Here is a 24920-nt window from a genome sequence, read left to right on the forward strand (position 1 = left end):
GGATACTAGGGTTTCCGAAAAGAAGTGGTCGAAAGACGAATCCTGAAAGCCGTATTTTCGCTGGTTTTGGTGATTGATGAAAGCGGCTGGATCGAAAGAATCTGCGGCGTGAAGGAAGCAGCGTTGGGATTTTTTGATTCTGGAGTGGGTGGTCTAACGGTCGTTCGGGCCGTGCAGGATCTATTGCCCAGAGAGAACGTAATCTACTTGGGCGATACTGCCCGGTTACCATACGGCTCAAAAAGTCCCGAGACGATCCGGCAATTCTCCGATGAAGATGTAGGCTTTCTACTTGGAAAAGGGGTGAAGGCGATTGTGGTGGCCTGTAACACCGCAACGGCGCACGCCTTGCCGATGCTTCAGCAGAAGTATCGTGTTCCTATTCTGGGCGTTATAGAGCCTGGTGTGGAAGCTGCATTGGCGGATGGGGAAGCCGAGAGGGTGGGAATTATTGCCACACGGGGCACGATTGGCTCCCATGCCTATCAACATGCACTGGCTACGAGGAAAACCGGCTTGATGATTCATGGTGTGGCAACTCCCTTGCTTGTACCACTGATTGAAGAAGGATGGATTACAGAATCTGTGACGAAAGAAATTTTGTCAAAATACCTGGAGCCTTTGATGGCAAAAGGGATTGATACGTTGATGCTGGCATGCACCCATTACCCGTTGCTTGTGCCCGTTTTGAAGGAGATCCTGCCGACAGAGGTGAGGTTGGTGGATTCTGCGACGACGTGTGCGGAGCACCTGCAGAAGATGCTGATCGATATGGAGTTGCTCAGTGAGAGAAATGAAGAAGGTGACTTGGAAATCTATCTGACGGACCTATCCGAACAGTTTGAGGACCTGGCCCGTCGATTCTTGAGCCGTGCACCCGGCAGAGTGCGTAGAGCGGTTTTGGGAGAGATTCCGATATCCGGATGATCTCTATTTTCTGCGGCGCAGTAGTAAAAATGCACCGAGCGTGCCAAGTAAAGCGGCAGAGGGCTCCGGGATGTTTGTGAAGATATCCGGATCGATCCGGGGCTCCGCAATTTTCGCGGGCGCCAGCTCGTCTGGTTCGGGAAGGATGATCGGGCAATTTTGCTTTTCAGCAAAAGCATGGCCACCCAAATTTAGCAAACATGCCAAAATGACTGGAGAGAGCAGGGGAGCTTTCATGATTCAACAAAGGGGGAGAAGCTTCCAATCAGAAATGGGTTCTTTTTTGTAAGCGACTGATAATAAGTTGATTCAGATGGTGTTAGATAGAGATTTCTTTTGAAAATTTTGCGGAAAGATTTTCAGGATATCGAGGCGTTCTCGAGCCATGGCTGGAAATCGATTGGCGGGGGAGACATGAAACTCATTTTTTCCGCTGAGACCGGATGATCGAAGGAGAGTTTCCACGCATGGAGCAGAAGGCGTGGAGTCGGAAGCGAATGTTTTTTTCCGTAGATAGGATCGCCGAGAATTGATGTGCCTTTGTGATGAAGGTGGACACGGATCTGGTGGGTGCGGCCAGTATGCAGATGGCAAAGAACCAAGGCGGTTTGAGTAGCGATGTCCTTGTATAGAATTTCGTAGTCCGTGATTGCGGTTTTTCCTCCCGGAGGATTTACCACTGCCATCTTTTGTCGGTTGACCGGATGGCGGCCAATATGGGTGAAAATGGTGTCTTTCTCCGGTTTTGGTAAGCCATGGGTGACTGCGAGGTAGAGTTTTTCCATGGTGGACCGCTCGGAAAATTGTGTCACGAGGCCCTGGTGTGCGGGATCTGTCTTGGCGACGACGAGGCAACCTGAGGTATCCTTATCAAGGCGGTGAACGATCCCTGGGCGCTCGACGCCGCCGATTCTGGAGAGTTGCCCTTTGCAGTGATGGAGTAGGGCGTTGACAAGGGTCCCATCGGGATTGCCGGGAGCGGGATGGACCACGACACCATGGTCTTTGTTCAATACCAGAATGTGTTCATCCTCATAGATAATATTCAGCGGAATATCCTGCGGCTGTGCCTGGGCAGGAACCGCCTCGGGGATTGCGATGGAAATCTGATCTCCTGCTTTAATAGTGTCCCGCGGTTTTGCGGGCTTTTCATTGAGGAGGATGTATTGCTCCCGGATTAATGTCTGGATGCGGGAGCGTGATAGTTCCGAGAGGTGGGAAGCTAGGAAAGCATCGAGCCGGTCGTGCTTTTCGGAAACGTGGATATGCATGTTGGAGGGAACGAGGCTCGAAGATCAGATGAAATATATGAGCCTATGGGACGGAAGGATTTTTTAGGTTGGAGATGCGGTCTGAAGCAGAACTTCCGTGATTGTTTGCACGTGGCTGGGCGGTAGGGATTCCGGGACGAGGCTGCCCAGAACGATTCTGCCGTAGGGGGTCTCGCAGGGAATGACTTCCAGAATGGACGCCGGACCGATTTTTACATGGATGTTCCCTGAACCGCGGGAAGCAAGCGCGAGATTCCGCGCCATAAAGTGAAGGCGGCCGTGACCACTTTCATCAAAAATGACTTTGCCGTCCCGATCCAGAATGAAGATATCTCGGGCGGAAAAGTTTTTTGCCAGCCAATCGCGGAAAATTCGGATGCGTTCCAGGAAGCGGGATTGTGATGGCGCAGCCGGTAAAGGTGCCGGTGCTCCAGGCTGGGGTGATTTCTCCTGGCTTGATTCCGTGCGATCAGAGGCGGGTGGCGCACTGGCGGGCGGCGAAGCCTCAGCTTCGGACTTCTCCTCTTCAACCTCTGTATCCCGTAGCGAGGGCGGGCTTTCCTGGTCCCGAGCCACTGCGGCTTCCGGTTTGATAAAACCAATGAAGTCGGCATCGAAGCCGGGATCCGCCGCCGTCAGCCTGGCAGGAGCTACAGGGCGTAGGAGCTGCTCCGCCAAATGCCGGACTTCTGAGGGGTCAAGCCATGGATTGATCGGGTCCATCAGTGTGATTGAAACGATGAGTTTTGCCTGGATTTCTTGAGCTTGGCCTGGATTTCGGCGCGTAGGGAATCGAAAATGATTTCTGCTCCTTTTCCTTCTTCCAGAATACCGACGGGTAAGCCTTTTGCGCTGGCGCGGACGTAGACTTCATCGCGCAAGATCGGGGTATTGAAGAGCATTTCCGCGGGGAGCAACTGGCGCAATGCATTTGCAGCCTCCGTGCTTTCCGCCAAATTCTGCTGGAGCATTGTGAGGCATACTCCCAGGACATTGAGCCGCGGATTGATGATCCGAAGTCGGTTCAGTCCTTCCAGGAGCTTGGGAACCGAACGAATGCCCAGAGGTTCTGCTTGCTGAGGGATGATCAATGCGTCAGCGGATGCGATGATGTCGTTGGTAACCCCAAACAGCCCGGCGGCGGTATCAATCAGACAGACATCGAATCGGCGGGCTGCCACATTTCTGAGAAACGCGCGGACACGGGCGAGGTGGGAGCCTGAAGAGCCATTCCCGGCTTCGTAGTCACTTGCCTGACCGGCAGCCACCAATGAAAAGGTTTCCAGACGGGTGGGGACGACAAGACGGTCCATTGGAATACCGGGATCTGCGAGAAAATCATAGAAGCCGGAGAGCAATCTGGATTGGCGCGTGAGGGACAGGCCTACCGAGCCCTGGGGATCCGCATCTACGAGCAGGGTGTTATAGCCCGCGCGAGCGAACGCGTGGGCAAGGTTGATGGAGAGTGTGGTTTTACCCACACCGCCTTTTTGGCTGGAGATTGCGATGCTGATCACGCTTGAGAGAAAAGATTTGTTGGCGGAGGTTAGCTGTGCCACTCCATTTCGGAAGTCTTTTCTTCCATCTTGGCAGCAGCTGGATTTTCCTCGATAAGAAGTCAGTGTTAAGGGAGGTTATCTGAATGATTGGAAGCAAGGTGTATTTCGGCCTGATTGCGATGGCGCTCACGTCGATTGTGGGATGTGATGGGAGGAAAGAGAAAGCCGGAGACGGAGTCCGGAAGGAGGCGGCCGGGAAGCTGGGTATGGATTTCCGCACGAACCGGATGGTAAATCTCCCGGGAGATGTTTATCGACAAGCTGGGACCTCTCCGGTTTTTTGGCAGCCATGGACAAAAGCCTCTTTGGATGAAGCGCGCTCCTCAGGAAAATTGATCCTGGCCATGCTGATTTCTCCGAAATGTCCTGATTATGACTGGGTTCTGAGGGATATCGACGACGCGCCGGATTTGGTGAAAATATTCAACAACGATTACCAGCCGATACTAATAGACGTCTCCGCTACGCGAGAAATGGCAGTCCTGGCTGTGGAACTCTGCAGTGAGACAAAGATCAATATCAGTTTTCCTTTGATGGTGTGGTTTTCTCCGGACGGGGATCCTCTGGCGTGGTTTCCAGCCTATGGCGATGCGTCGAAAAGTTTCAGCGAAAAATTTTATCGAAGTCATAACATGATCGATAAGATGTGGACCGAAGATCCGCAATACATCACGGAAAATAGCAGACTCTCCCACGCTCTCCGGCGCGAACGGATGGAGAAGGAGGTAGCATCTCAAAAGTGCAGTGAAGCTCCAGCGGAAGATTCACTCAAAGCATTGCGGCAACTTACTTCACTCTATGATGCTGGTTCGCGATCCTTTGATGGAATTGGCAGAAACTTCCCATCCGGTGTGCTAAACCTTTTGGCAACCGTCGTCAGCACGGATTCGATACCTTCCGATATTAGAGAGAAATCCGAATCCGTGCTCGGAATGTTGGTTGAAGATCTCCTGGTTAGCCCGATGTTCGATCCTCTCGACGGGGGAATTTTCAGCTCAAAACGTGGCACAGGATGGGAGCTGCCATTTTTCAACCGGAATAGTGCGACACAAGCCCAAGCTGTCTGTGCATTGTTGAATGTTTATGAAGCTAGCGGGGATAAACGCGTTCTGGCCAAGGCCTCCGCAGCTCTGCTTTTCATGGAAAAAGAGTATGAAACGCATGACGGTCTCTTTTGTCTTGGTGCCGCCCGCAATATTCATTCGGAGAATTGGCTCTGGAGAATGAGCGAAATCAGCGAATTGCTTGATCCGGAAGAGCAGAGACTTTGGGTCTCCGCCAGTGGGATGAAGGAAATGGGGAATATCCCGGCGGATGTGGATCCCGAGCGGAAATACTTCAGACAAAATACGATCGGGCTCCGGAAAACGATCGGGGAATTGGCCGCAGAAAGTGGATGGGACGACACTTCTGTGACAAATGAAATGGAGATCGTCCGCGATAAATTGCTGAAAGCCAGGCAACTGCGAACCGGTAAGATCATTGATGCGACTGATGCCAACTGCGAGGCCAGCCTGAACATCGTCCAAGTTTATGCCGCCTTTTACCGCGCGACAGGTGATGATCAATACAGACAAAAAGCTGTGGAATTGCTCCGCAGAGTCCAGGAAAGATTTTTCATCGGGCCGGAGCTTCAGCTCTTTGCCGGAGGCCACAAAAAAAGCTTGGTCGCCGGTCGGGCGTATCTCTATGCGCTGGCCATGCAAGCGGTCCTCGATGTCGCTGGAATCACACTGGATGAAGAGCTCCTCCTCCTTGCCGATGATTTGGCTACCACCACTGGCGAAATTTTTTCTACTGGCGACTATCTCCGCGAATGCCCTCCGGCAGCCGATATTTTGAAGCTGCCGATTTCTGATAAATTACTTATTCTCAACGAATCGACAAAAGAACTGCTTTCCATCGCGGAATCGCGCATGCAAGCGCTTGGGAGGCCTATGCTGGAATCTTTTGCCAGTCTGGCAAGCAGCCTTCCCACTGAATCCACAGCTTTTCCGAACTTATATATAGGCATTATCCGAGGAGCCATCATCCGGGAGCACAGTCCGGTGATTGTCTATGGTGAGGAGATTTCTGATGAGATGAGGAATGCAATCAGTCGCACCTCTCTAACAGCTGTCCGTAGGGATATGGCTCTGGCTTTATTGGAAGATCAAATGGAAGCGGACGAAGTTCTCCTGATAAATCCTCAGAAAAACGTTAAAAGAATAAAAAACGCAGCGGATATTTCTTCTCGCGCCTTGCGTAATTGATAAAAATGGTGGTTTCTACCTGTGACAATACAACGAAGTAAAAATCCCATGAAAATTTCTGTAAGCCCATTTATCCTTGCTACCTTCCTCTCCTGCTCGCAGATCCTGTTTGCCGACACGATTGTCCTCAAAAACGGAGATAGGCTGGAAGGCCGGGTTCTCCGGGATGAAGGAGATAACTATGTGGTGGAAGTGAACGTGACCGCCACCATCAAGGATGAGAAGATCATCCCGAAGTCCGAGGTGAAGTTTGTCAGTAAGGACAAGGCGGACGAAAAAGCTTTTGAAAAGCTTGCGGATTATGTCCCGACCCCTGACTTCCTCAATGTGGAGGGATATCAGCAGCGTATCCGGGACCTGGAAGGTTTCGTGAGCGAGTATCCGAAAAGCGGCAATGTATATGAGGCCAAGAAGATGCTCACGAAATTGAAAGAGGAGCTTGCCGTCGTGGAAAACGGCGGAATCAAATTCGGGGACAAATTGATCAGCGGAGACGAATATGCTGAAAACGCCTACGAATTCGATGCCCGCATCGCTGAGAGGAATATCGAAGAAACGATCGCGCGGCGGGACTTCCTAAGTGCTTTGCGCCTGTTCAGCGAATACGATTCCGTTTTCAATGACGCTGAGAATCGGGACGAACTGGTTGCCAAAATCCAGCAGGTTCTCAAAGCGTATGGTGCCAGCTTGGACGCAAACCTTGCCAGCTTGGACAGCCGTTTGGAAAAGCGTAAGACCGGATTGGACCGGATGTCCGGTGAGGACCGCGCTAATACCCAGCGTGCGCTCGACGATCAGATGGCTAAAATCCAAGCAAGATATGAGAAGGAAAAGGCCAATCGTGGAAGCTGGGTCACGCCGGACGCATTTCATAAGGAATCCCTTACCGAAGCCCGCCGCCAGGTGGAGACGGAAACCCGTAGATTGAGCTCGGCTAAGAATCAGAAGGAACTGGAGAAGCCAGTGGCGGAAGCGTATCGCGAGGTATGGGGTCAGCTTGAATCCGGAACCGAGGAGGAAAAGAAAGCCGCATTGTCGGCGGCAAAAAGCTATAAGATTCCCGCTCCGTATCTCGAAAAACTTCAAGAGCGTGCAAATCTGCCTGCCAAATAGTCCGGTAGTGAAATTTAATTAAAAATGAGCGGTAGAATATCCAAACGCAGTAGGAAAACGGCGGAAACCAAGATTGATCTCTCGATTGATCTCGATGGTTCTGGAAACTCGGATGTCAAAACGGGAATCCCGTTTTTTGACCACATGCTGACTTTGTTCACAAAGCACGGCCTGTTTGATCTGTATGCAAGAGTCGATGGAGACATTGAGGTGGATTCCCACCACACCATCGAAGACACTGGCATCGTGATTGGTGAGTGCATGAAGGAGGCCCTCGGCACGAAAGAAGGAATCCGCCGCTATGGTTCCGTGTATCTGCCAATGGATGAAACGCTCGTTCGCGTCGTGGTGGATCTGAGCAATCGTCCCCATTTGGAATTCCGCGCCCCGGTTGGCACTCCCGATGCCCCGAACATGCCGTTTACCTTGGTCGAGGAATTCTGCCGCGCGCTAGCAAGTAACCTACGCGCCAACATTCACGTGGAATTACTCTACGGTCGGGATGGGCATCATATTGCCGAAGCAATTTTCAAAGGCTTGGCGCGAGCTCTGCGCGAAGCTTGTGAAAAAGATGCGCGAGTCAAAGGAATTCCCAGCACCAAGGAGGCTCTGTGAACGTAGGTTTAGTGGATTATGGCGGGGGCAATCTCCGCAGTGTGGCAAACGCGCTCCATGCCATCGGTGTGGATCCGAAAATCATCAACACTCCGGAGGAATTAGCAGATGTGACTCACGTGATCTTGCCCGGACAGGGCGAGTTCGGCGATGTCATACGTCAATTGCAAAAACGGAATCTGGTTTCGGCACTCAGAGATTGGATCGCCGCGGGAAAGCCTTACTTCGGCATTTGTGTGGGTTATCAGATTCTTTTCGACGGTAGTGATGAAGCTCCGGAGGTGCCTGGGCTTGGAATCGTCAAAGGACGCTGCAGTCGTTTTTCTGAGGCAGAAGGTAAGAAAATCCCTCAGATGGGCTGGAATGGGGCTACCCCTCCGGATGCCGGGCAAGGATATTGGAAAGGTCTCGGGGAAGAACCTTATTTTTATTTTGTTCATTCCTATTTCCCGGTCGTTACGGATCCGGAGTGGGCCGTCGCGGAGACGGATTATGCAGGAGAAAAATTCGCGGCGTCAGTGGAAAAAGGAAAGGTTCTGGCCTGTCAGTTCCATCCGGAGAAAAGTCAGGATGCTGGTTTGACCCTCCTCAAGAATTTTCTAGGACTCTGATTTTCACACAGGCTTCAACGGGAAGACACTGACGTCCACCGGAGCAGCCGCGAGCATTGATTGGGGTGTCCCGAGAGGTGACGGAAACCCATTTAGTTGAAAAGGAATACGAGAGTATTCCGCGTTCTGCATTGGCTCGATCCGATATGGCCGATGATGCACACGCCCACTGAATAGTCTTCCATGGGAATCTGTCGAATATAGCGCATAGCGCTCTACTAAAAACCACTCCAGAGTGCCGGGAGCCGCAGGCCTCGGATCTTGGGCAAGGGGATAGTCGAAATCCGCTCCCGGTAGGGATGATGATCTGCGATGGCTGTGGTAATTGATTCGCCCGTCGTGAGTCTGAGATGACATTTTCGCATGCTCGTATGGCAAATGAAAGGCCTTCCGTGCGAGCTCGACGGCAATGGGTTGATTGCAATCCAGGGAGAAAAACCAAACACCGGGGCGTCCATTTTCATCGTAGACATACGTCCGCACGTTCAATTCGTGAAACCAGGACAGCCAAGGCAGTGGGGGACAAAAAGCAGGGCGGATGCGTTGCATGAAGAACGGAACGATGCCGATCCATCCCTTCCCGTCGAACGTATCGAGCCAGAGGTTCTTTGGAAGCCGGCCGGCAATGATCTCGGGCTCGATGGACCAATGGAAGAAGCCCAACCCAGCCCAGCACTGTTTCATCACCGGTCTGCCAGCGGGGCGCAAGCATGATGCCAGGCGTTGTTCTTGGGAGGGAAGCTGCATTACGGAAAAGAGCTATCTGCTTATGTGGCATGAATGGGCTGCAAAGCCTGCGCCGAATGCAGTCAGCCACAACTGGTTATCCTCCGGATGGGAACCCAAACGCTCGGCTAGGGCGAATAAAACGGATGGGCTGGACATATTGCCATGGCGGCGGAGAATTTCCCGCGTTTCCAGGAGGTGATAGCCGGGGATAGCTGTTTCGATCGCTTCGATCACATCGCGTCCTCCGGAATGGGCAAGAATTTGCTGGGGATGAAACACGCGTTTTTCAAAAAGCGAATTTACTGCTCCTGCGGCCAACCCCGGCACCGAGCGGTGGAGTTGATTTTTCAGTTTTCCTCCGGCATTGGTAAACCGAATTTTTTCACGATTTTCCGGAATGTGGCAGGTATCGAAATCGTGGAATTTCCACTGATGTTCATCGGTTTTCTCCCCGGTTAGGATCGCTGCTGCAGCGCCGTCACCAAATAGACACAGTGAGATCAGAACGCCTGGATCATCATCAATGTAAAAGGCTGCCGACGAGATCTCCACGGCGATCATGGCAACTTTGTGCGAGGGATTCGCAGCGAGATATCCTTCTGCCGCGCGCAGTGTGGGAATCGCCGCCCCGCAGCCCAGGCCGACAAGATCGAGCAAATAGGCATCCGTCCTCAATCCGATTTTTTCCGCCACGTAACTGGACGGACCAGGGCATAGATAACCCGTGCAGGTGCACAAAATGAGTGCGTCGATTTCATCCGCATTCACATTGGCTTTGAGCAATGCTTCCTGAAGCGCAGAGCAGGCAAGATCGGGCGAATGGATTTCAAAGGACCGGTTCAGTTCCTGTGCGTTTTGGTGGAAGATTGAAGTCAGATCCGGCGACGAAAATTGACGGGATTCTATCCCCGAACTGGTGTTCGTGAGGATCTTCTCAAGAAGGTTCCATGACCTGCCCTTCAATGCCCCGGCATCCGGGTGCAATTGCAGCGATTTCCAGGTTTCTCTTTGAGAGAATGAATGTGTGGGATTGGCCGTTGCCAGTGAGGACAGATACATGATGATTTCTATGGGAGATAGCTGGGAAAAATTGAATTTAGCGGATCAGCGCGAGAACTGGCTGTATCGGAGTATGTCTCAGAAGCCATTTGGAGAAGGGTTGGAACAGGAGCGGATGGATCATCCGAGAGGCTGTCAGACGCTTCCGGAAGTGATCGGAAAGTGCGGAGTTGATAGAAGAGCAAGTCTCTTCCCAGGTGCTATTACTATCTGCGTAGGAAATGAGGTGAGGAGTGGCAATTTCCGCGGATTGGAAGGCCATCGTCATTCCATTGCCGGTAAAGGGTGGGATGATCGCGTGTGAATCTCCCAATGAGAGAAGGCCGGCGAGGGGAGCTTGCAACCCTAGTTGAAAACCAGCTACCGCATTAAACGATGCCGGCTTCCACTCGGCATCTTCTATTGCGGATGCGAGAACCGTATTTCCGTTTCTCCGGAGATAAGCGGGAATTAATGATTCTCGCTTTCCGGGGATGGTTTTATCCAACCGGAAAAGTCCGCAGACATTGCTCCATCCATTTTCGACAGGAGTGATTCCCAGGTAGCCTTGTGGGCCACTGTGCATTTCCAAATGCGCTTTCTCCGCGGAGTGATTTTCGATTCCGCGGAGATGGGCTTTTAATCCGATCCATTCTCCTCGGGCGGGTTTGCGTCCGGCGGACCAGACGACGCCGGATTTCCCAGGGTCGATCCTCTGCCGGGATTTCTGATGAAGCTCTACGCCGAGCGCAACGGCTAGTTTTTGTAGTCGATCATCAAGCAGATAACGGGAAATCGCTATCGCGGGAGCCGGTAGGCTGTTCCTTCTAAGCAGCTCGTTTTTAGAATACCAGGCAATGCTGGTGTGATGCAGGCAGTCTGAGAATTGCCCGGAGATTCCGAGGTTTTCGAGGGTCTCAGCGCTGACACCGGAAATGAATTCTCCACAAACCCGGTGACGGGGATAGCTGGCGGCTTCATGAAGGATCACTGGGACCTCCCTGCGCCGGAGCGCGATAGCCAAGGACAAACCGGTGAGGCCGCCTCCAATGATCGTGATCGTTTTTCTCAAGCTCTGGAAGCTATCACGCGGATTGATCCGCGCCACGTGGAAGTTTCTTTAATGATAAATCCTTTTCCATCCAGATGAAGCTGGCTGGCGAGCTCATTGGGCACAAAACCGGCTTCGATGCTGACATGCATATCATGCCTGGTGATGGGGTGGATAAAGGGGTGGGCGAGCTTTCCCATCATCAATGGTAGCTTTGAGCGTAGGGGCTCGTTGATAAGGATGGTATCAAAATTCTCCAGCCAATGACCCAGCTCGGTCAGTTGCTCCGGGTGGAAATGGTGAAGGAAAAGGTTCGCGATCAATACACCGCCCTTGGGTGCTGGCGGCTGCTTAAACAGATCGCCTTGCACCCACTCGATTTTTTCGGGAAACCCGACCGGACGCGGTGCCAGATCGTAGGCTCTTATTGGCGTTTCCGGGAATTCCCGGGAGATTATTTTCAGCAAGTGCCCGTCTCCTGCTCCAATTTCAGTGATGGAGGTGGGTGACTGCGGAAGGTGCCGGAGTATCCAGGAATCATTCCCCATGAAGCGATTGATACGGACCAGATCCCGGCGGGAACATATAGCCCCGGGATCGTCGTGCGGCAGGGTATCCAGAAGTTCGGGTGTTAGCTTGCGCATAAGGTGACAAAAGGGAGACGGTGAAGAATTACGAAAGACGGGAAGTCGTGGTTTGCAAATGAAAGCGGTTTGTAAGATAAATGAGTTATGAAAATTTCGAAATACACAGGTGGCATCGTCCAGACCAACGGTTATCTGGTAGAGACAGTCGGAGGTAATTTTCTGGTGGATGCACCTGCAGGTGTTTCAGCATGGCTGGACTCCAAGGGTATCAGGCTGGATCACTTGTATCTGACCCACCAGCATTATGATCACGTGGAGGACGTTTCCGAATTACAGAAAAAGGGAGTGAAAATCCACGCCTGGGCGCCGTATTCAAAAGAACTCACCTTGGAATCCTATGGATCAAGTTGGGGGTTGCCGGAGGTTTCCGATTTTACGATTGATGAGTTGGTCCCGGAGGGAGAGCGCGAATTGTTCGGAGTCAAAACGAAGGTGGCGCACGTCCCCGGGCATTCGCTGGATAGCATCACGTTTTACGTGGAATCGGAAGGTATCGTTTTCGCCGGAGACGCTCTTTTTGCCGGTTCCGTAGGACGTTGCGACCTCCCCGGGGGGGATTTCGAGGTGCTTCTCTCCGGGATCAGCCGGGAATTGCTCACCTTGCCGGATGAAACGAAGGTTTTCTCAGGCCACGGCCCGGAAACGACGATAGGTCATGAACGGGTGAGCAATGGATATCTACGTTGAGGTAGCACCAATCATTCTCCCACCACTTTCGCTTTGGGCGGTGCGAGGAGAATCTGATTCTGCTCGTCCGGCGGAGACGTGAAATGAACATTTTCCCAAGTAGTGTTCTTGATAGGTCCGGATCCGCGAAATTGGAAAAGCCCATAGAACGGGCGCAGTGGCAGCGTGATCAATCCCAATAATCCGCGCGCATTGAGGCGAATTGTGAAATCGATGGTCTGTTCGCTTAGATCGACGGCACCGTCACCGGCGAAGGTGACCGAGCTGGTAGCCGTCTGAAAGTCCCGGGTTCTCAAAATCCCTTTCCTGATATCAAAGGTGCAGAATGCGGATTTCGCACGCTCGAAGCCTGCCCGTCTGTCATCGACTACTTTTGAAATTACGTTCGAGAGTGGCCCGAAAACCGGCACGGAAAACAGCTCCGCTTTCTCCATAGCTATGAGACCTTCCCCATCCATCGTAGAAACATCCCCGCCGAACATTGAGAAATCGATCCTTCCTGTTACCTCTCCACCTCCTTTTAGTTCAAAGCCATAGGTCGATGAAAGCGCAGGCATGGAAAGCTTGGACCAGCTAAGCTCGCCACTTAGTTTCGATACCGGCCCATGATGGAAGTCTCCCGCGATGTCTCCTCCGAAGGCCGCCGCGCCCAGATTCGAAATATGCACGTCGCCACCTTCGATTTTTACCGTGGCTTTTGGGGCGCCGAGTGTGATGACTTCCCCGAGAAATTTGTAATCCGCCTGTCCTTTTGTGCTAAATTTTACCGTTAAATCAGTGCGCCCCGCAGGGGTGACATCCACCTTGCCGGATCCGCTTAGCGAAGGTGGCTGATGGAAGCGATACTGTTCCAGATCATCTGCGATGGATGGTGCGAAGAACCTGACCAACGGAGCCGCCCAGATATCTCCCACAACTTTTTCCACCCCTACGGATTTATCCTTCGCGTCATAGCGGATACGCCCTACCGATGCGGTCGAGGACGCGGGTCCGTTGTAGGCTTTGCGCAAAGGGTAATCGGTGTAGTCAAAGGTTACGCTGCCATCATAGAAATCGAGCTCGTAGTGATTGAGAATGAAAGAGCAATTCGCTTGTTTGACAGGAACTCCGCGATACGAGAGATTTTTGACCACTCCATGGCCGCTGTATGCCCATGAGTGGCGGTTGTTTGCATCAAAGGAACCTTCCAGGAAAATTTCCGTCAGGGGATCGGCGTTCTCTGTGAAGTCACCGATCACTTTTTCCAACGGTTGTCCCGTGAAAAAGGGTTTGTAAAGCGGCGCGGGAAGGGTGGAATGCAGCTGGAGACGCACCAGATTCTTCTCGATCAAGACTTTGCCCTCCGCCTTGCCGTCAGGACGGTTGAGAACAAGATCCCGGAGAAAGAGATCGCCGTTTTGCCAGGAAAACCAGGTATCGACAGAATCAAACACCACCCCGCGGAACATGATGGATTCACACAAGGCGTGGCCCGTGAGATGGACAATCGGAGCTTTGAGATCGGATAGATTGAAATCACCGGCAAAGCGCAACTGTTGTTTTCCACCGCTGAGTAGATCGACATTGAGTGGAGTGGCCAGCCATGATTTCAAGAGCCGCGGGATATCAATGGAAGATTCCATATCAAACCTTCCGTCCCGGGTGAGTAGCTGATAATCGGCACTTCCAGTGATGGTCCCACGGGCATCTTCCGCTGAAAAAGAGCCAAGGGTGAGTAGATGGTTTGCCAGCTTTCCGCGGGCGGTAAAATTTTTCAGGCGGTATTGCTTTTTTTCGATCGAAGGAGCGTCCACCCGGAATGCGGCGCGCAATGTGGTCTTATCCGAGAGCTCGCCCTCGATATCCACATGGACCCGTGGCGGCAGGTCTCCATCGAAGTTCCAGTGCTGCATCTCATTGATGATGTTTGCGATCATTTCGCGGCGCCGGCCTTCGTTTTTTTCCTCTTCGGGACCGCCTTTTTTCCGTGCTTTTCCCAGTAGTCTGGCGCTGAGGGTAACATCAATACCACCCACCTGTCCGATCGCGTTCCGCACCTCGATCAAGCGCTCGCTTGGCATAAAAATCGTGCCATAGATGTTGCTGAAATGCAGAGACTCGCCAGCCGGGTTCTTGGGATCCACTGGCAGTGCGAGCCTTGCGTTTTTCATCTGGATTTTACGTATACGGAACTGTCCCCCGGCCAGGTTCGCGTAATCCAAGGCGAGCTGGACCCGCTCCAATTTTGAAATTTCATGAAGACGTTCCGCTTCTGCGAAAACGCTAACATCTGTGGCGACAAAACCCTGCAGAGGAATGTAGGTGAGTGATCCGATTTCCACATGAGCTCCGTGCTTGGAGATTTCTTGTTCCAAGGCCTTCCGCCAATCTTCGGGAAGGCCTGTTTTATTCGCCCAATAAAGCCCGCCTATGGACAATGGAATCATTGCCACAAGAATGAGCCACATAATGGTTCTGAGATTTCGGACTATGCGGAGATGCAGCATGAAGATGATTAGTCGGAGATGGTTCCTGATGAACGAAACGAAAAGTAAGGTGCTCTGCCTGCCGCTGGACGACCCATAATCACGTGATCAAGGAACCGGATCTGCATGATCCTCGCCGCTTCGAGAAGATTCTGGGTGATCCTGTGATCGGCGCGGCTCGGGCTGGGATCTCCAGAAGGATGATTGTGGATCAAGATGAAAGCATACGCATTCCGGGTGATCACCGGCCGGAGAATTTCACGCGGGTGAGCGCTCGTTTCATTCACTGATCCGGATGAAATCGTCGTGGTGCTGGTATGCATCAAGCGGGTGTCTACCGTGACTACAAGCGCACTTTCGTGGGGCAGATTGCCCATTTGATGGGAAAAATGATCATAGATTAGCTCCGGTGAGTTCAACGGAATTGCCTGGCGGGTTTCCTTCTTAAGCCTACTGCCAAGCTCGAAAGCTGCGGCTAGCTTGCAGGCCTTGGCCAGACCAATGCCTTTGTTATTCATATACTCCGCGACGGGGAGCCGACCCAATTCCTGCAGGCCGCCGTATTTTTTTAAGAGATCACCCGCGACTTCGATCACATTTCTGCCAACGATGCCCGAGCTTAGGAAGATCGCCATTAGCTCGGCATTGCTGAGCGCCTCCGCACCGTATTTGTAGATCTTTTCACGAGGAAGATCGGAATCGGCGGCATCGTTCAAAAGTGGCATAGCTACTCGATATTCTGGACTTGTTCGCGGATCTTTTCCAGTTCGGTTTTAGCTTCCACCACGGTTTGGGCAATATTTGCGTCGTTTGCCTTCGAGCCAATGGTGTTGAACTCGCGGAATAGTTCCTGGCATAAAAAGTCCAGAGATCTCCCCGCAGGCTCGTCCGAATGAACGTAATCTTGGAATTTTGCGAAGTGAGATTGCAAACGGGTCAGCTCCTCAGAGATATCGCACCGATCGGCGAAAATTGCCAACTCCTTGACCAAGCGCTCGTCATCCATCTCCAAAGGAAGGTTTAGGTCATTGAGACGCTTTAACATGATTTCCCGCTGTCTTAGCGGTCGGAACGGAGCCGAATCAGCAAGCGTCCGGGTGAAAGCCATCAGCTGGCCCAGTCGGGCAAGAAAATCTTCCTGGAGGTGTTTTCCTTCTGAAGCGCGCATTTCATTGAGATTTCGCACCGCTTGATCCAATGCCGGGGAAATAGCTTCCCACGCGCTTTCTGGATCAATTTCTTCACTCGTGCCTATTTCCATCATTCCCGGCTGGCGCATAAAATCCGCCGCTGTCGGGGTCAAAGGTCGCCCGATAATGTGCGAGATATCGGAAAATGCCGATTCAAAGGAACGTGCCAAGGCGGGATTGATTCTAATTTGGGTCGCGGCTTCGCCATCGGGTTTTTCCACCCGTATACTGAGCTGAACACGTCCGCGGGAAACATGGGGGAGAACTGCCTGGCGAACCCTCGTTTCCAGAGATTGCAGGGATCGCGGTAAATTCGCGATAATTTCCATCTGCTTCCGGTTGATAGAGGCTGCTTCCACGCTGGCCAGCCATTGATCTGTGGTATGGGTTCCGCGGCCGAAGCCGGTCATTGATTGCATGGCTGATTCAAAAGAGCGGAAGCAGTGTTGTCGATTCCCGAGTGGTTGCGACCGGAGCAATGGAAAAAGCGTCCCCGCCAGAACGATGGGGACGCTTTTTTAAATAAAATATTCCAGCGGAAAACTCTCGGTGGAATCACGCTGCCTTGGTCACGGAACGGAGCATCCAAAGCGCTTTTTGGTGCGTTTTGACGCGTCCAATTACGAGGTCTTCCGTCTCATTATCATCATGTTCTCCCGCGATCTCTCTCGCTTTCTCCGCACTTTTCACGACTGCTTCGTGGCCGGCGATCAAATGCGCGACGTGATTTTCCGCCGGGGTTTCTTCAATTTTGGCTTCCTTGATGGAGGACATGGAGGCGAGAGTTTTCAAGCCGCCCGGAGCATAAAAGCCCAGCGCACGAAGTCGCTCGGCAAGTTCGTCAACGGCTTTGAAAAGTTCCTTGTACTGCTCTTCGAATGCGAGGTGCAGAGAATAAAAATTCGGCCCCTCAACATTCCAGTGGGCGACATGGACCTGACCCATCAAGGCGTAGGTATCCGCCAGTAAGGTGGCGAGAGATTCGGCGACAGGATCAGACTTTTTTACATGTGAGGTAGAAGCGGGAGGTGTGGCTGTTTTCATAATTCAGCAAGTTTGCACGGCCTCCGGATATAGCAACCGGCGAAGCTAGATTTTTCGTATTTATTCAGGGCTTTGACGGCTGGGCGCCACATCCTGAATCATGATCTGCAGAGTGGTTTTCCCCCGGAAGGTGTTCCGGTCAATCGTGAATGCGATATCCCATGGAGGATTGGGCAATTCATGCTCGCCACCCCCGAAGAAGACCGCATCCTGCTCATGATATCCTTGGCGGAGCATCAGCCGGAGGTGATTGTTTTTCATGTGGAACGGAGGACGGCTGAGCCCAACCTCACGCGCCACAAACACGGGTTGCGGATTGCTGTTTCCAAAAGGATGCAAGAGCTCATAGCTGGCTAAAAAGTCCAGAGAAAGCTGGGAGAAGTTGATTTCAGCATCGTAAACCAATCTGGGCTTCCGATCCTCTTCCGAGGAGTTGGCAAGAACATACTCGCCAAACATTTTTCGAAAACCCTCCAGAGACTCCTCTCGTATCGATAGACCCGCGGCCATCGCGTGCCCGCCGCCTGCCAGCAACTGATCCTCGCAGGCACGAATAGCTTCGACCAGGGATATCCCTTCGATGCTGCGCCCGGATCCTTTGCCAACGCCTTCGTCGTCGATAGCGATCACGAACGTAGGTTTGTAATATTGCCGCATCAGGCGGGATGCCACGATGCCGACCACGCCGTGGTGCCACGTGCGGGAGCCTATCACAATGACAGGATCCACTGCCGGATCGAAATTTTCCGAAAGTTGTTCGAGGGCTTCTTTGCGGATCAGGTTCTCGTGGGCCTGTCGTTCGCGGTTATAATCATCGAGCTTCTTTGCCAACTCACCGGCCGAGCGGCGGCAGTCAGTAATCAGTGTCTCTAAAGCATCCTCCGGACAGTCCATTCTACCAGCCGCATTGATCCGGGGACCGATGCGGAACCCCACATCCGTGGAAGTCACGTGGCCATTCATTCCAGTCACCTCCTGCAATGCGCGGAGGCCCGGATTGAGCGTGGAGGACAGGTGCCTCAAACCGTGTCTTACAAGTAGGCGGTTCTCGCCGACAAGAGGAACGATGTCCGCAATAGTTGCGACGGCGACAAGATCAAGAAGCTCCTTCAGATCAAGTTCCGTCTTCCGGGTTTTCATGAGCGCATGTCCCAGTTTGAAAACGACACCTGCGGCGCATAGGTAAGTGAAATCATCTCCGCACTTGGGGTTGACGAGGGCGACACAGTCTGGCTGAACATCCAAATTAGGCTCATGATGGTCTACAATGACGACATCCACACCTTGAGCCTTCAAATAGGCGACTTCTCCCACAGAGACTGTTCCGCAATCCACAGTGACCAACAGATCCGGCTTTCCGGTTTCCTCGATACATCTGTGAATGGCGGCAAGGCTTAATCCGTAGCCTTCGGGACTGCGCCGGGGAATGAATGTCTCTGGTTTTAATCCATAGGCATGAAGGATTTTACACATCAAAGTTATGGAAGAAATACCATCAACATCGTAGTCTCCGTAAATGCAGACCTTCTGCTTTTCATCAATGGCTTCAAGCAAGCGGGCAACCGCAGCATCCATGCCCGGAATTAGGAATGGGTCTTTCAAATCCCGAAGCTTCGGGTTCAAAAAAGCTTCGATCTCATTCTCGGCGATTCCTCTTTGATGGATGAGATGTTTGAGGATTTCGGGAAAGTCATTATCGGTCTTCGTGCGATCCCCACCGTTCGGGTAAAAGGGCTCGCCACGCGGAATCCATCGGAAAGCCATTGCACGCATACGTATCGGAATAAGCTGCACTGTATGTGCCCTCGATACAAGAGCGGAAAATATTCCAGGATCAGATACGAAAAATGCGCAACAGAGCGTCGCGCATTTTTTTTAAAAGATTTTAAGATTTCCGGGCTCTAAGGTTTCCGTCCGGTGAAGAAGGAAATCGCCGCGAGAATCAGGAATACTACAAATAATATTTGTGCGATCCATGCTGCCGTGCCAGCAATCCCGGTGAAACCGAGGATCGCTGCAATGATGGCGACGACCAGGAAGATAAGTGCGTAGTGTAACATGACTTTGGGTGGTTGGTTGTTTTTGTTGGTGTTTAACCTTCGATGATTTTTCTGATTTCTTCTTCTGATTTGCCGAGTTTGGTTTTCAGCTTTCCGATGAGTTCATTTTCTTTCCCCTCTGCATAGAGGAGGTCGTCATCGGTGAGTTCAGCGTAGTTCTGTTTGAGGCGGCCTTTGGCTTGGTCCCATCCGCCTTTGATCTGTAATTGGTTCATATATTTCGGTTGTTGTTAGGTTGAGAGTTCTAGTTGCCGAATACGGCAAAGTGGTTCACGCCATCACTCATCCATGAGCCTTTGGCGATTTTGGTGAGAGCCCGGTCGGCAGCACCGGCACGGCTGGTGATATCGGAGAAAAGTGACGCCACTTGGGCGAGATTTAGCTTCGAGGCGAAAGCATGAGCCGTCCCGCAGCCGGCAATTTCGTAGTGGGCGATGCGTTGTGCATTTGCAATCAACGCCGCGTCACAAACGGAGCCGGACTCATATTCGGAGGTAGTTTCCTTTGCCTCGCGCAACAGACCCGCCATGGCTTCGCATTTGATGCCTGCGGGAGAAATCTCAAGCATTGCGCAGATTTCCTCCAGATCGGAAATATTCTCCATCACGTTGGTAGCAATCAGCTCCATCTCTTCCTTCAGACGCTCGTCATTCGCGACACGGATCATACGGCCTAAAAATTCAGAGTAGGCTTTCTCCGCATCGTATAGATCCCGGCTCTGCTCTTGGAGCAGGTGCCTGAGGGTGAAAGATTCCTTTTGATTTGGAGTTTGGGTATTCATAATCGTGGAGTTCAGGCATTTTATTAGCTGAATGAATGCCACTAAGTTTTTCAGTGTCGTAACTTGCTGAAAATAAGTAGTTTAATGTTTGATGGGTGTCGTTTTTCGCTCATGATCGCTAAGTTCTCGTTGCAATATGCAAGTTCATGAATGAGAAGTTGGGCATCGCGCATGAAAGGAGAAAAGGAGGTATATAGAGACGGGGATGGCCGCCGGAGGGATGTCAGACGGCTCATGCTAACACTCGCGTGTGCTGCCATTCTGATGTGCGGCTGCCTGGTTCTCAATGGTGTGACGTGGGAACGGCTCCAGGAAAGCTCTCACCAGCAATCGCTTGTCATGGAGCGGATGGCGCAGACTTCGGTAGTCCTGACCGTCCTCCAGGATATCGAGCTCGGCGATAGGGGCTATCTGATTAGTGGCAACCCGAATGACCTGGAAGTTTTCGATGAAGCCCGGAACAAGTTCACTGAAGAATGGGTCCGGTTGATCGAAGTGGAAAAGCAGGATGAGGGAGGAATTACCCACATCGAGGAGCTACGAAAAGCATCGGAAGAGCTGATCCAGCTCGCGATCAAATCCGTTTTTGTGCGGCAACAGGAAGGCTATGATGAGGCACGGACAATGTTTTCCGAAGGCGCTCATCGCGTCGCCATGGCACATGTGAAGCAGCTGGTCGTGGACCATATGGATTCCCTTAGTGCAAAAGCCCGCAGCCGGAGAGAAACTACGGAAAAGGATTTCCAGGCAGGCCTGGCAACTTCGATGGCAATGGGGCTCCTGGCTCTCGGTATGGGTGGCATCTCGCTATTTCTCCTAAGGCGGGTCCTGAGGGAAATGAAACGCTCTGAGCGCTACGCCATCAGCATGCTGCGCGCGGAGGAATCCAAACGGCAGAAAGATGTCTTCCTCGCGATGATGAGTCATGAGATCCGCACTCCGCTAAATGCTATCATCGGGTTCGGGCAACTGGCCCAGCAAGAGGAACTCGGTGATGCGGCGAAGCGCTATGTGAAATCCATTCTGGAAGGCGGTAATGCGCTCGTCGTCCTCATCAATGACATCCTGGATCTTTCGAAGCTGGAAGCCGGGCGTATGAAGCTTTCCCCGGAGCCCACGGATATACGCGATCTTCTGGGCTTTATGGAACGGCTTTTTCAGGAGACCTGTATGGCGAAAGGCATACGTCTGATCGTTTCGTATGACGAAAATTTGCCGAAATCCCTTCTACTTGATGCTGCAAGGCTCCGGCAGGTGCTGATGAATCTCATAGGAAATGCGGTGAAGTTTACCGAAGAGGGAAGTGTGCAGGTATCGATAACATCGGAGCGATCCACCTCGGATTCAAATAAATGGAATATCGATATCAAGGTCCAGGATACAGGGAAAGGAATGGCGAAGGAGGAGGTTGATCACATTTTCGAGGCCTTTTTCCAAACCTCAGGCACGAGCAAGGCAAATACCCAGGGAACGGGGCTTGGGCTCAGTATCGTTAAGCGTTTCGTTGAGCTTATGGGCGGACAAATTCGTGTGAAGACCGGTCTGGATGAGGGCTCCACGTTCCATATTTCCCTTCCCGATTGTGCGATGAGCTCGCGCGTGGCGAGGGAAAGTCTCGAGCTGGTTAACGAGGTAGACTTCGATGAATTGGAGCGGGCGGTCATCCTGGCTGTGGACGATCACGAAACAAATCTTGAGCTGATTCGCGAGATCTTCCGCGGTAGCTCCCATGTCGTCATTACCGCAAAGAACGGGCAGGAAGCCTTGGAAAAAATCGAGGCCGAGAAGCCGAATGTCGTGCTGATGGATCTGCGGATGCCAGTTATGGACGGCCCGACGGCAGCGGCAAGAATCAAGGAAATGGAAAATCTGGGAAACCTCCCGATTATCGCGATCACCGCTGGCAGTTTGCCTGGAGAGAGCGAACGTATGGCTGCAAGCAGTGCGTTTGATACCTCATTGAGAAAGCCATTTTCCCGGAATGAATTGTTTGAGACACTTTCCATGTTTCTGGAAGTCCGCTCGGAAAAACTGGATAGCATGCCTCATCCGGTGAGCAAGGTCAGCAGCTCGTTGATGAAGAAGCTTCAGGTCTTGCTGGAAAATGAATGGGTGGAAATCCGTGGAAGGATGATCGTTTCCGAGGTGGTGGAATTTGCCCAGCAATTATCTGTCTTGGCGGACTCGGAAGATGCCCAGTCTCTGGCAGAATATGCGGGGAAGCTCAATGAAGCAGCTGCAAGCTACTCGTTCACGCGAATGGAAACAGAGCTCGCGGGATTCCCGAGCCTGGTGGAAGAACTGAGTGTTTTGGAGGAAGACGAATAAATTATGCCGGGACAGCAATTACATCGAAAAAACACAATTCTAATGGTGGATGATCACGAGGAAAATCTTCGTATCATCGCAGGAGTTCTCGGGCCCCATGGCTATGATCTGATGCCCGCGCTTAACGCCACCCAGGTCTTTGAGAGGATGGCCAGCCGCGTGCCTGATTTGATTCTGCTTGATGTCGTTTTACCCGACATGAACGGAATTGAAATTTGCCGCAGGCTGAAACAGAACGAAAAGTGGAACGAGATTCCTGTGATTTTCCTCTCTGCGGCGGACGATAAAAGTCTTGTTGTTGAGGCTCTCGAGAGTGGGGGCGTGGATTATATTTCCAAACCTTTCAACCAAGCGGAGCTGATAAGCCGGGTGCGGACACATCTTCTTTTGAAACAAACCCGTGATGATCTGGCGCTTCTGGCAGCGGACAAAGATGAGCTACTGCGGGTGATGGCGCACGATTTCAAAAACCAGCTCAGCGGTGTTCTGATGAGCGCCAAGCTGCTTCTTGAGCGTAAGGAATCCGCAGCTCTTCCCGAGCGTTCACTGAAGCTTATCCGGAATATGTGGGAATCGAGTGACCGGATGATGGGCTTCCTGAAATCATTCTTGGCCAATCAGGGCGCACGCAGACAATCGCTCGAAGTGCGTCCCGTGGACCTTGAGGAGTTGATTTCCAGTTGCATCGCCGAGGTGGAACCCAGTGCACTGGTAAAAGGAACAAAAATCAAACGGGCGAAGGGGGAAGGCGTTGGTAAAGTGCTGATGGATTCAAACGCCGGCCGCCAGGTGATCGGCAACTTGATCGAAAATGCGATTAAATTCTGCCCCATGCGATCCGAGGTATGCATCAGCACTTCCCTGGGAGATAGTGGGATGGCACTGATCGAAGTCGTGGATAACGGCCCGGGATTCACACCCGAGGATCGAACTAGGATGTTTGAGCGCTACTCGCGCCTGAGCGCCCGACCCAGTGGAGGAGAGCCAAGCACAGGCTTGGGCTTGTTTATTGTGAAATCACTCGTATTGGCAATGGGGGGACGGATTCGTCTCGCGGATGATGAACCCGGTGAAAAGGGTGCTAGATTCCTTTTAGAATTTAAAATAGCAGACTGAGATGGACATATTGGTAATTGATGACGATGAGGCAATCCGCGATGCGGCGGTGCAGTTGATAGAAGATTGCGATCACTATGCGGAAGGCGCGGAGGATTCGACGTTGGCGATGGAGGCACTGAAGCTATCCACTTTCGATGTGGTCCTTCTTGACCTTTATTTGCGGGGTGAAAACGGCCTGGATGTTTTAGCAAAGATCAAGGAACGCTACCCGAAGGTTTCCGTTATCATGATAACCGGTATGGGCTCCATTCCGGACGCGGTTAAAGCCACCCAGCTGGGTGCATTGGATTTTCTGGAAAAACCGTTCTCCCGCGAGCAATTTGCGATGATTCTACAGCGGGTGAAGCGTCATCGGCAGCTTGAGGTCAAAGTAGAAGAACTCAAGGAAGAGGTCGCCACTCATCAGCCACAGGGCACTTACGAATCAAAATCCCCTGTGGTGAGGGATGCGTTGGATGTCCTTTTCCGAGCAGCGGGCTCGACGGCGTCGATATTGCTCTTGGGTGAAAGCGGAACGGGGAAGAGCATGATTGCCAAGGAAATCCATGCCCGTAGCACGAGAAAGAACAAGCCGTTCGTAACCGTGAACTGTCCGGCTCTCAGCAAGGAATTATTGGAAAGTGAACTCTTCGGGCACGTCAAAGGAGCGTTTACCGGCGCACTGCGTGATACAAGGGGCAAGGTCCACGCGGCGGATGGCGGCACCCTGTTTCTCGATGAAATTGGGGAACTCCCGAAGGAACTCCAGCCGAAGCTTCTCAGATTACTCCAGGAATGGGAATATGAGCGGGTAGGGGATACCAAAACCTATAAGGCAGATGTCCGGATTATTGCCGCGACGAATCGCGATCTAGCCGACGAAGTGAAGAACGGCGAGTTCCGGGAGGATCTATATTTCCGCTTGAATGTGATCTCGGTGGCGCTTCCGTCACTGCGCGACAGACGTGAGGACCTACTCCATTTCGCCGAACAGTATTTGACGTTTTTTGCCAAACAATACCGGAAAGAGGTGAGAGAATTCTCTCCTTCGGCTAAGGAAGCTGTGATGCGTTACCCATGGCCGGGGAACTTGCGGGAAATGAGAAACGCGATCGAACGGGCAGTGATCCTTGCCCAGGGCCCGAACATTGATACCGGTGACCTTCCTGCCATGAACGCAGGAATCTCCGTAAGCAATACGGCGGATGGCGATGGCCCCTGGATCGGAGGGGAATTCTCAATGGAGGAAATAGAAGAGTCCCACATGCTGAAGGTCCTGGAGACGACTTCGACGCTTTCACGTGCTGCGGAGATTCTGGGAATCAATGAGGCCACCCTCTATCGGAAACGAAAACGGCTTGGATTGAAGTAACTTTGTGACATGAAAAAGGCTGGGTGATGAATCATCCCAGCCTTTTTGTTAATCATTATTGACGCCTTGGAGCGCTAATCCC

Annotated in this window: 25 protein-coding genes; 9 read left to right on the forward strand and 16 right to left on the reverse strand. The window is 52.2% G+C overall.

The window, feature by feature from the left end; all coding sequences use genetic code 11:
- Nucleotides 1-24: 24 nt before the first annotated feature.
- On the forward strand, nucleotides 25-927 hold the full coding sequence (gene murI / locus ACFSSA_RS10505; RefSeq protein WP_386820401.1) for a glutamate racemase: 903 nt from the start codon (nucleotides 25-27) through the stop codon (nucleotides 925-927).
- Nucleotides 928-930: 3 nt separating this feature from the next.
- Here murI and ACFSSA_RS10510 read toward each other — a convergent pair whose 3' ends face one another.
- The 4 genes from ACFSSA_RS10510 to ACFSSA_RS10525 all read right to left on the reverse strand — a co-directional run bounded on the left by ACFSSA_RS10510 (nucleotide 931) and on the right by ACFSSA_RS10525 (nucleotide 3715).
- Nucleotides 931-1164, reverse strand: a complete 234-nt coding sequence (locus ACFSSA_RS10510; protein WP_386820402.1) for a hypothetical protein — start codon at nucleotides 1162-1164, stop codon at nucleotides 931-933.
- A gap of 122 nt (nucleotides 1165-1286) precedes the next feature.
- Entirely contained in the window at nucleotides 1287-2198 is a 912-nt protein-coding gene (locus ACFSSA_RS10515) for an RluA family pseudouridine synthase (RefSeq protein ID WP_386820403.1), read from the reverse strand.
- Between the two features lie 63 nt (nucleotides 2199-2261).
- Entirely contained in the window at nucleotides 2262-2921 is a 660-nt protein-coding gene (locus ACFSSA_RS10520; protein WP_386820404.1) for a hypothetical protein, read from the reverse strand.
- Complete coding sequence (locus ACFSSA_RS10525; RefSeq protein WP_386820405.1) at nucleotides 2921-3715, reverse strand: ParA family protein; 795 nt, start codon at nucleotides 3713-3715, stop codon at nucleotides 2921-2923. The genes ACFSSA_RS10520 and ACFSSA_RS10525 overlap by 1 nt, the downstream gene beginning before the upstream one ends.
- A 125-nt stretch (nucleotides 3716-3840) precedes the next feature.
- Between ACFSSA_RS10525 and ACFSSA_RS10530 the strand changes: the two genes are divergently transcribed.
- From ACFSSA_RS10530 to hisH, 4 genes are read left to right on the forward strand one after another with little or no spacing between them, the layout of a single operon-like run.
- Nucleotides 3841-6009, forward strand: coding sequence for a DUF255 domain-containing protein (locus ACFSSA_RS10530; RefSeq protein ID WP_386820406.1), 2169 nt, complete (start codon nucleotides 3841-3843; stop codon nucleotides 6007-6009).
- Between the two features lie 48 nt (nucleotides 6010-6057).
- A complete protein-coding gene (locus ACFSSA_RS10535) occupies nucleotides 6058-7122 on the forward strand; it encodes a PTPDL family protein (protein WP_386820407.1) in 1065 nt (354 codons plus the stop codon).
- Nucleotides 7123-7146: 24 nt separating this feature from the next.
- Nucleotides 7147-7737, forward strand: coding sequence for an imidazoleglycerol-phosphate dehydratase HisB (hisB, locus tag ACFSSA_RS10540; RefSeq protein WP_386820408.1), 591 nt, complete (start codon nucleotides 7147-7149; stop codon nucleotides 7735-7737).
- A complete protein-coding gene (hisH, locus tag ACFSSA_RS10545) occupies nucleotides 7734-8348 on the forward strand; it encodes an imidazole glycerol phosphate synthase subunit HisH (protein ID WP_386820409.1) in 615 nt (204 codons plus the stop codon). The genes hisB and hisH overlap by 4 nt, the downstream gene beginning before the upstream one ends.
- Nucleotides 8349-8351: 3 nt before the next feature.
- On the opposite strand, the gene ACFSSA_RS10550 is transcribed toward hisH, so the two are convergent.
- Genes ACFSSA_RS10550 through ACFSSA_RS10565 form a run of 4 tightly spaced genes read right to left on the reverse strand, consistent with a single transcriptional unit; the run spans nucleotide 8352 to nucleotide 11810 of the window.
- A complete protein-coding gene (locus ACFSSA_RS10550; RefSeq protein WP_386820410.1) occupies nucleotides 8352-9095 on the reverse strand; it encodes a YqjF family protein in 744 nt (247 codons plus the stop codon).
- A gap of 12 nt (nucleotides 9096-9107) precedes the next feature.
- The gene (locus tag ACFSSA_RS10555) at nucleotides 9108-10136 is read right to left on the reverse strand and encodes a type III polyketide synthase (protein ID WP_386820411.1); all 1029 of its coding nucleotides are present in this window, start codon (nucleotides 10134-10136) and stop codon (nucleotides 9108-9110) included.
- A gap of 37 nt (nucleotides 10137-10173) precedes the next feature.
- A complete protein-coding gene (locus ACFSSA_RS10560) occupies nucleotides 10174-11187 on the reverse strand; it encodes an NAD(P)/FAD-dependent oxidoreductase (RefSeq protein WP_386820412.1) in 1014 nt (337 codons plus the stop codon).
- The gene (locus ACFSSA_RS10565; RefSeq protein WP_386820413.1) at nucleotides 11184-11810 is read right to left on the reverse strand and encodes a class I SAM-dependent methyltransferase; all 627 of its coding nucleotides are present in this window, start codon (nucleotides 11808-11810) and stop codon (nucleotides 11184-11186) included. Before ACFSSA_RS10565 ends, ACFSSA_RS10560 begins: the two co-directional genes overlap by 4 nt.
- Before the next feature lie 87 nt (nucleotides 11811-11897).
- Here ACFSSA_RS10565 and ACFSSA_RS10570 point away from each other — a divergent pair, with 87 nt between their 5' ends.
- Nucleotides 11898-12500: an MBL fold metallo-hydrolase gene (locus ACFSSA_RS10570; RefSeq protein WP_386820414.1), complete on the forward strand. Its 603-nt coding sequence runs from the start codon at nucleotides 11898-11900 to the stop codon at nucleotides 12498-12500.
- An 11-nt stretch (nucleotides 12501-12511) separates the two neighbouring features.
- Here ACFSSA_RS10570 and ACFSSA_RS10575 read toward each other — a convergent pair whose 3' ends face one another.
- The 8 genes from ACFSSA_RS10575 to ACFSSA_RS10610 all read right to left on the reverse strand — a co-directional run bounded on the left by ACFSSA_RS10575 (nucleotide 12512) and on the right by ACFSSA_RS10610 (nucleotide 20040).
- The gene (locus ACFSSA_RS10575) at nucleotides 12512-14947 is read right to left on the reverse strand and encodes a hypothetical protein (protein ID WP_386820415.1); all 2436 of its coding nucleotides are present in this window, start codon (nucleotides 14945-14947) and stop codon (nucleotides 12512-12514) included.
- Nucleotides 14948-14994: 47 nt separating this feature from the next.
- A complete protein-coding gene (gene radC / locus ACFSSA_RS10580) occupies nucleotides 14995-15690 on the reverse strand; it encodes a RadC family protein (protein WP_386820416.1) in 696 nt (231 codons plus the stop codon).
- Between the two features lie 2 nt (nucleotides 15691-15692).
- The gene (locus ACFSSA_RS10585; RefSeq protein ID WP_386820417.1) at nucleotides 15693-16574 is read right to left on the reverse strand and encodes a YicC/YloC family endoribonuclease; all 882 of its coding nucleotides are present in this window, start codon (nucleotides 16572-16574) and stop codon (nucleotides 15693-15695) included.
- Nucleotides 16575-16710: 136 nt separating this feature from the next.
- Complete coding sequence (locus ACFSSA_RS10590) at nucleotides 16711-17199, reverse strand: Dps family protein (protein ID WP_386820418.1); 489 nt, start codon at nucleotides 17197-17199, stop codon at nucleotides 16711-16713.
- A 60-nt stretch (nucleotides 17200-17259) separates the two neighbouring features.
- On the reverse strand, nucleotides 17260-18972 hold the full coding sequence (gene recJ, locus ACFSSA_RS10595; RefSeq protein WP_386820419.1) for a single-stranded-DNA-specific exonuclease RecJ: 1713 nt from the start codon (nucleotides 18970-18972) through the stop codon (nucleotides 17260-17262).
- A 128-nt stretch (nucleotides 18973-19100) separates the two neighbouring features.
- A complete protein-coding gene (locus ACFSSA_RS10600; RefSeq protein WP_386820420.1) occupies nucleotides 19101-19259 on the reverse strand; it encodes a DUF1328 domain-containing protein in 159 nt (52 codons plus the stop codon).
- A 32-nt stretch (nucleotides 19260-19291) separates the two neighbouring features.
- A complete protein-coding gene (locus ACFSSA_RS10605; RefSeq protein ID WP_386820421.1) occupies nucleotides 19292-19474 on the reverse strand; it encodes a CsbD family protein in 183 nt (60 codons plus the stop codon).
- A 29-nt stretch (nucleotides 19475-19503) separates the two neighbouring features.
- Entirely contained in the window at nucleotides 19504-20040 is a 537-nt protein-coding gene (locus ACFSSA_RS10610; protein WP_386820422.1) for a DUF892 family protein, read from the reverse strand.
- A gap of 171 nt (nucleotides 20041-20211) precedes the next feature.
- Here ACFSSA_RS10610 and ACFSSA_RS10615 point away from each other — a divergent pair, with 171 nt between their 5' ends.
- Genes ACFSSA_RS10615 through ACFSSA_RS10625 form a run of 3 tightly spaced genes read left to right on the forward strand, consistent with a single transcriptional unit; the run spans nucleotide 20212 to nucleotide 24838 of the window.
- The gene (locus tag ACFSSA_RS10615) at nucleotides 20212-22368 is read left to right on the forward strand and encodes an ATP-binding protein (RefSeq protein WP_386820423.1); all 2157 of its coding nucleotides are present in this window, start codon (nucleotides 20212-20214) and stop codon (nucleotides 22366-22368) included.
- Nucleotides 22369-22410: 42 nt separating this feature from the next.
- Complete coding sequence (locus ACFSSA_RS10620; RefSeq protein ID WP_386820424.1) at nucleotides 22411-23484, forward strand: hybrid sensor histidine kinase/response regulator; 1074 nt, start codon at nucleotides 22411-22413, stop codon at nucleotides 23482-23484.
- Between the two features lies 1 nt (nucleotide 23485).
- A complete protein-coding gene (locus ACFSSA_RS10625; RefSeq protein WP_386820425.1) occupies nucleotides 23486-24838 on the forward strand; it encodes a sigma-54-dependent transcriptional regulator in 1353 nt (450 codons plus the stop codon).
- The last annotated feature ends 82 nt before the right edge of the window (nucleotides 24839-24920 follow it).

The sequence above is a fragment of the Luteolibacter algae genome (assembly GCF_042683045.1).
In the GTDB taxonomy this organism is placed as follows: domain Bacteria; phylum Verrucomicrobiota; class Verrucomicrobiia; order Verrucomicrobiales; family Akkermansiaceae; genus Luteolibacter; species Luteolibacter algae.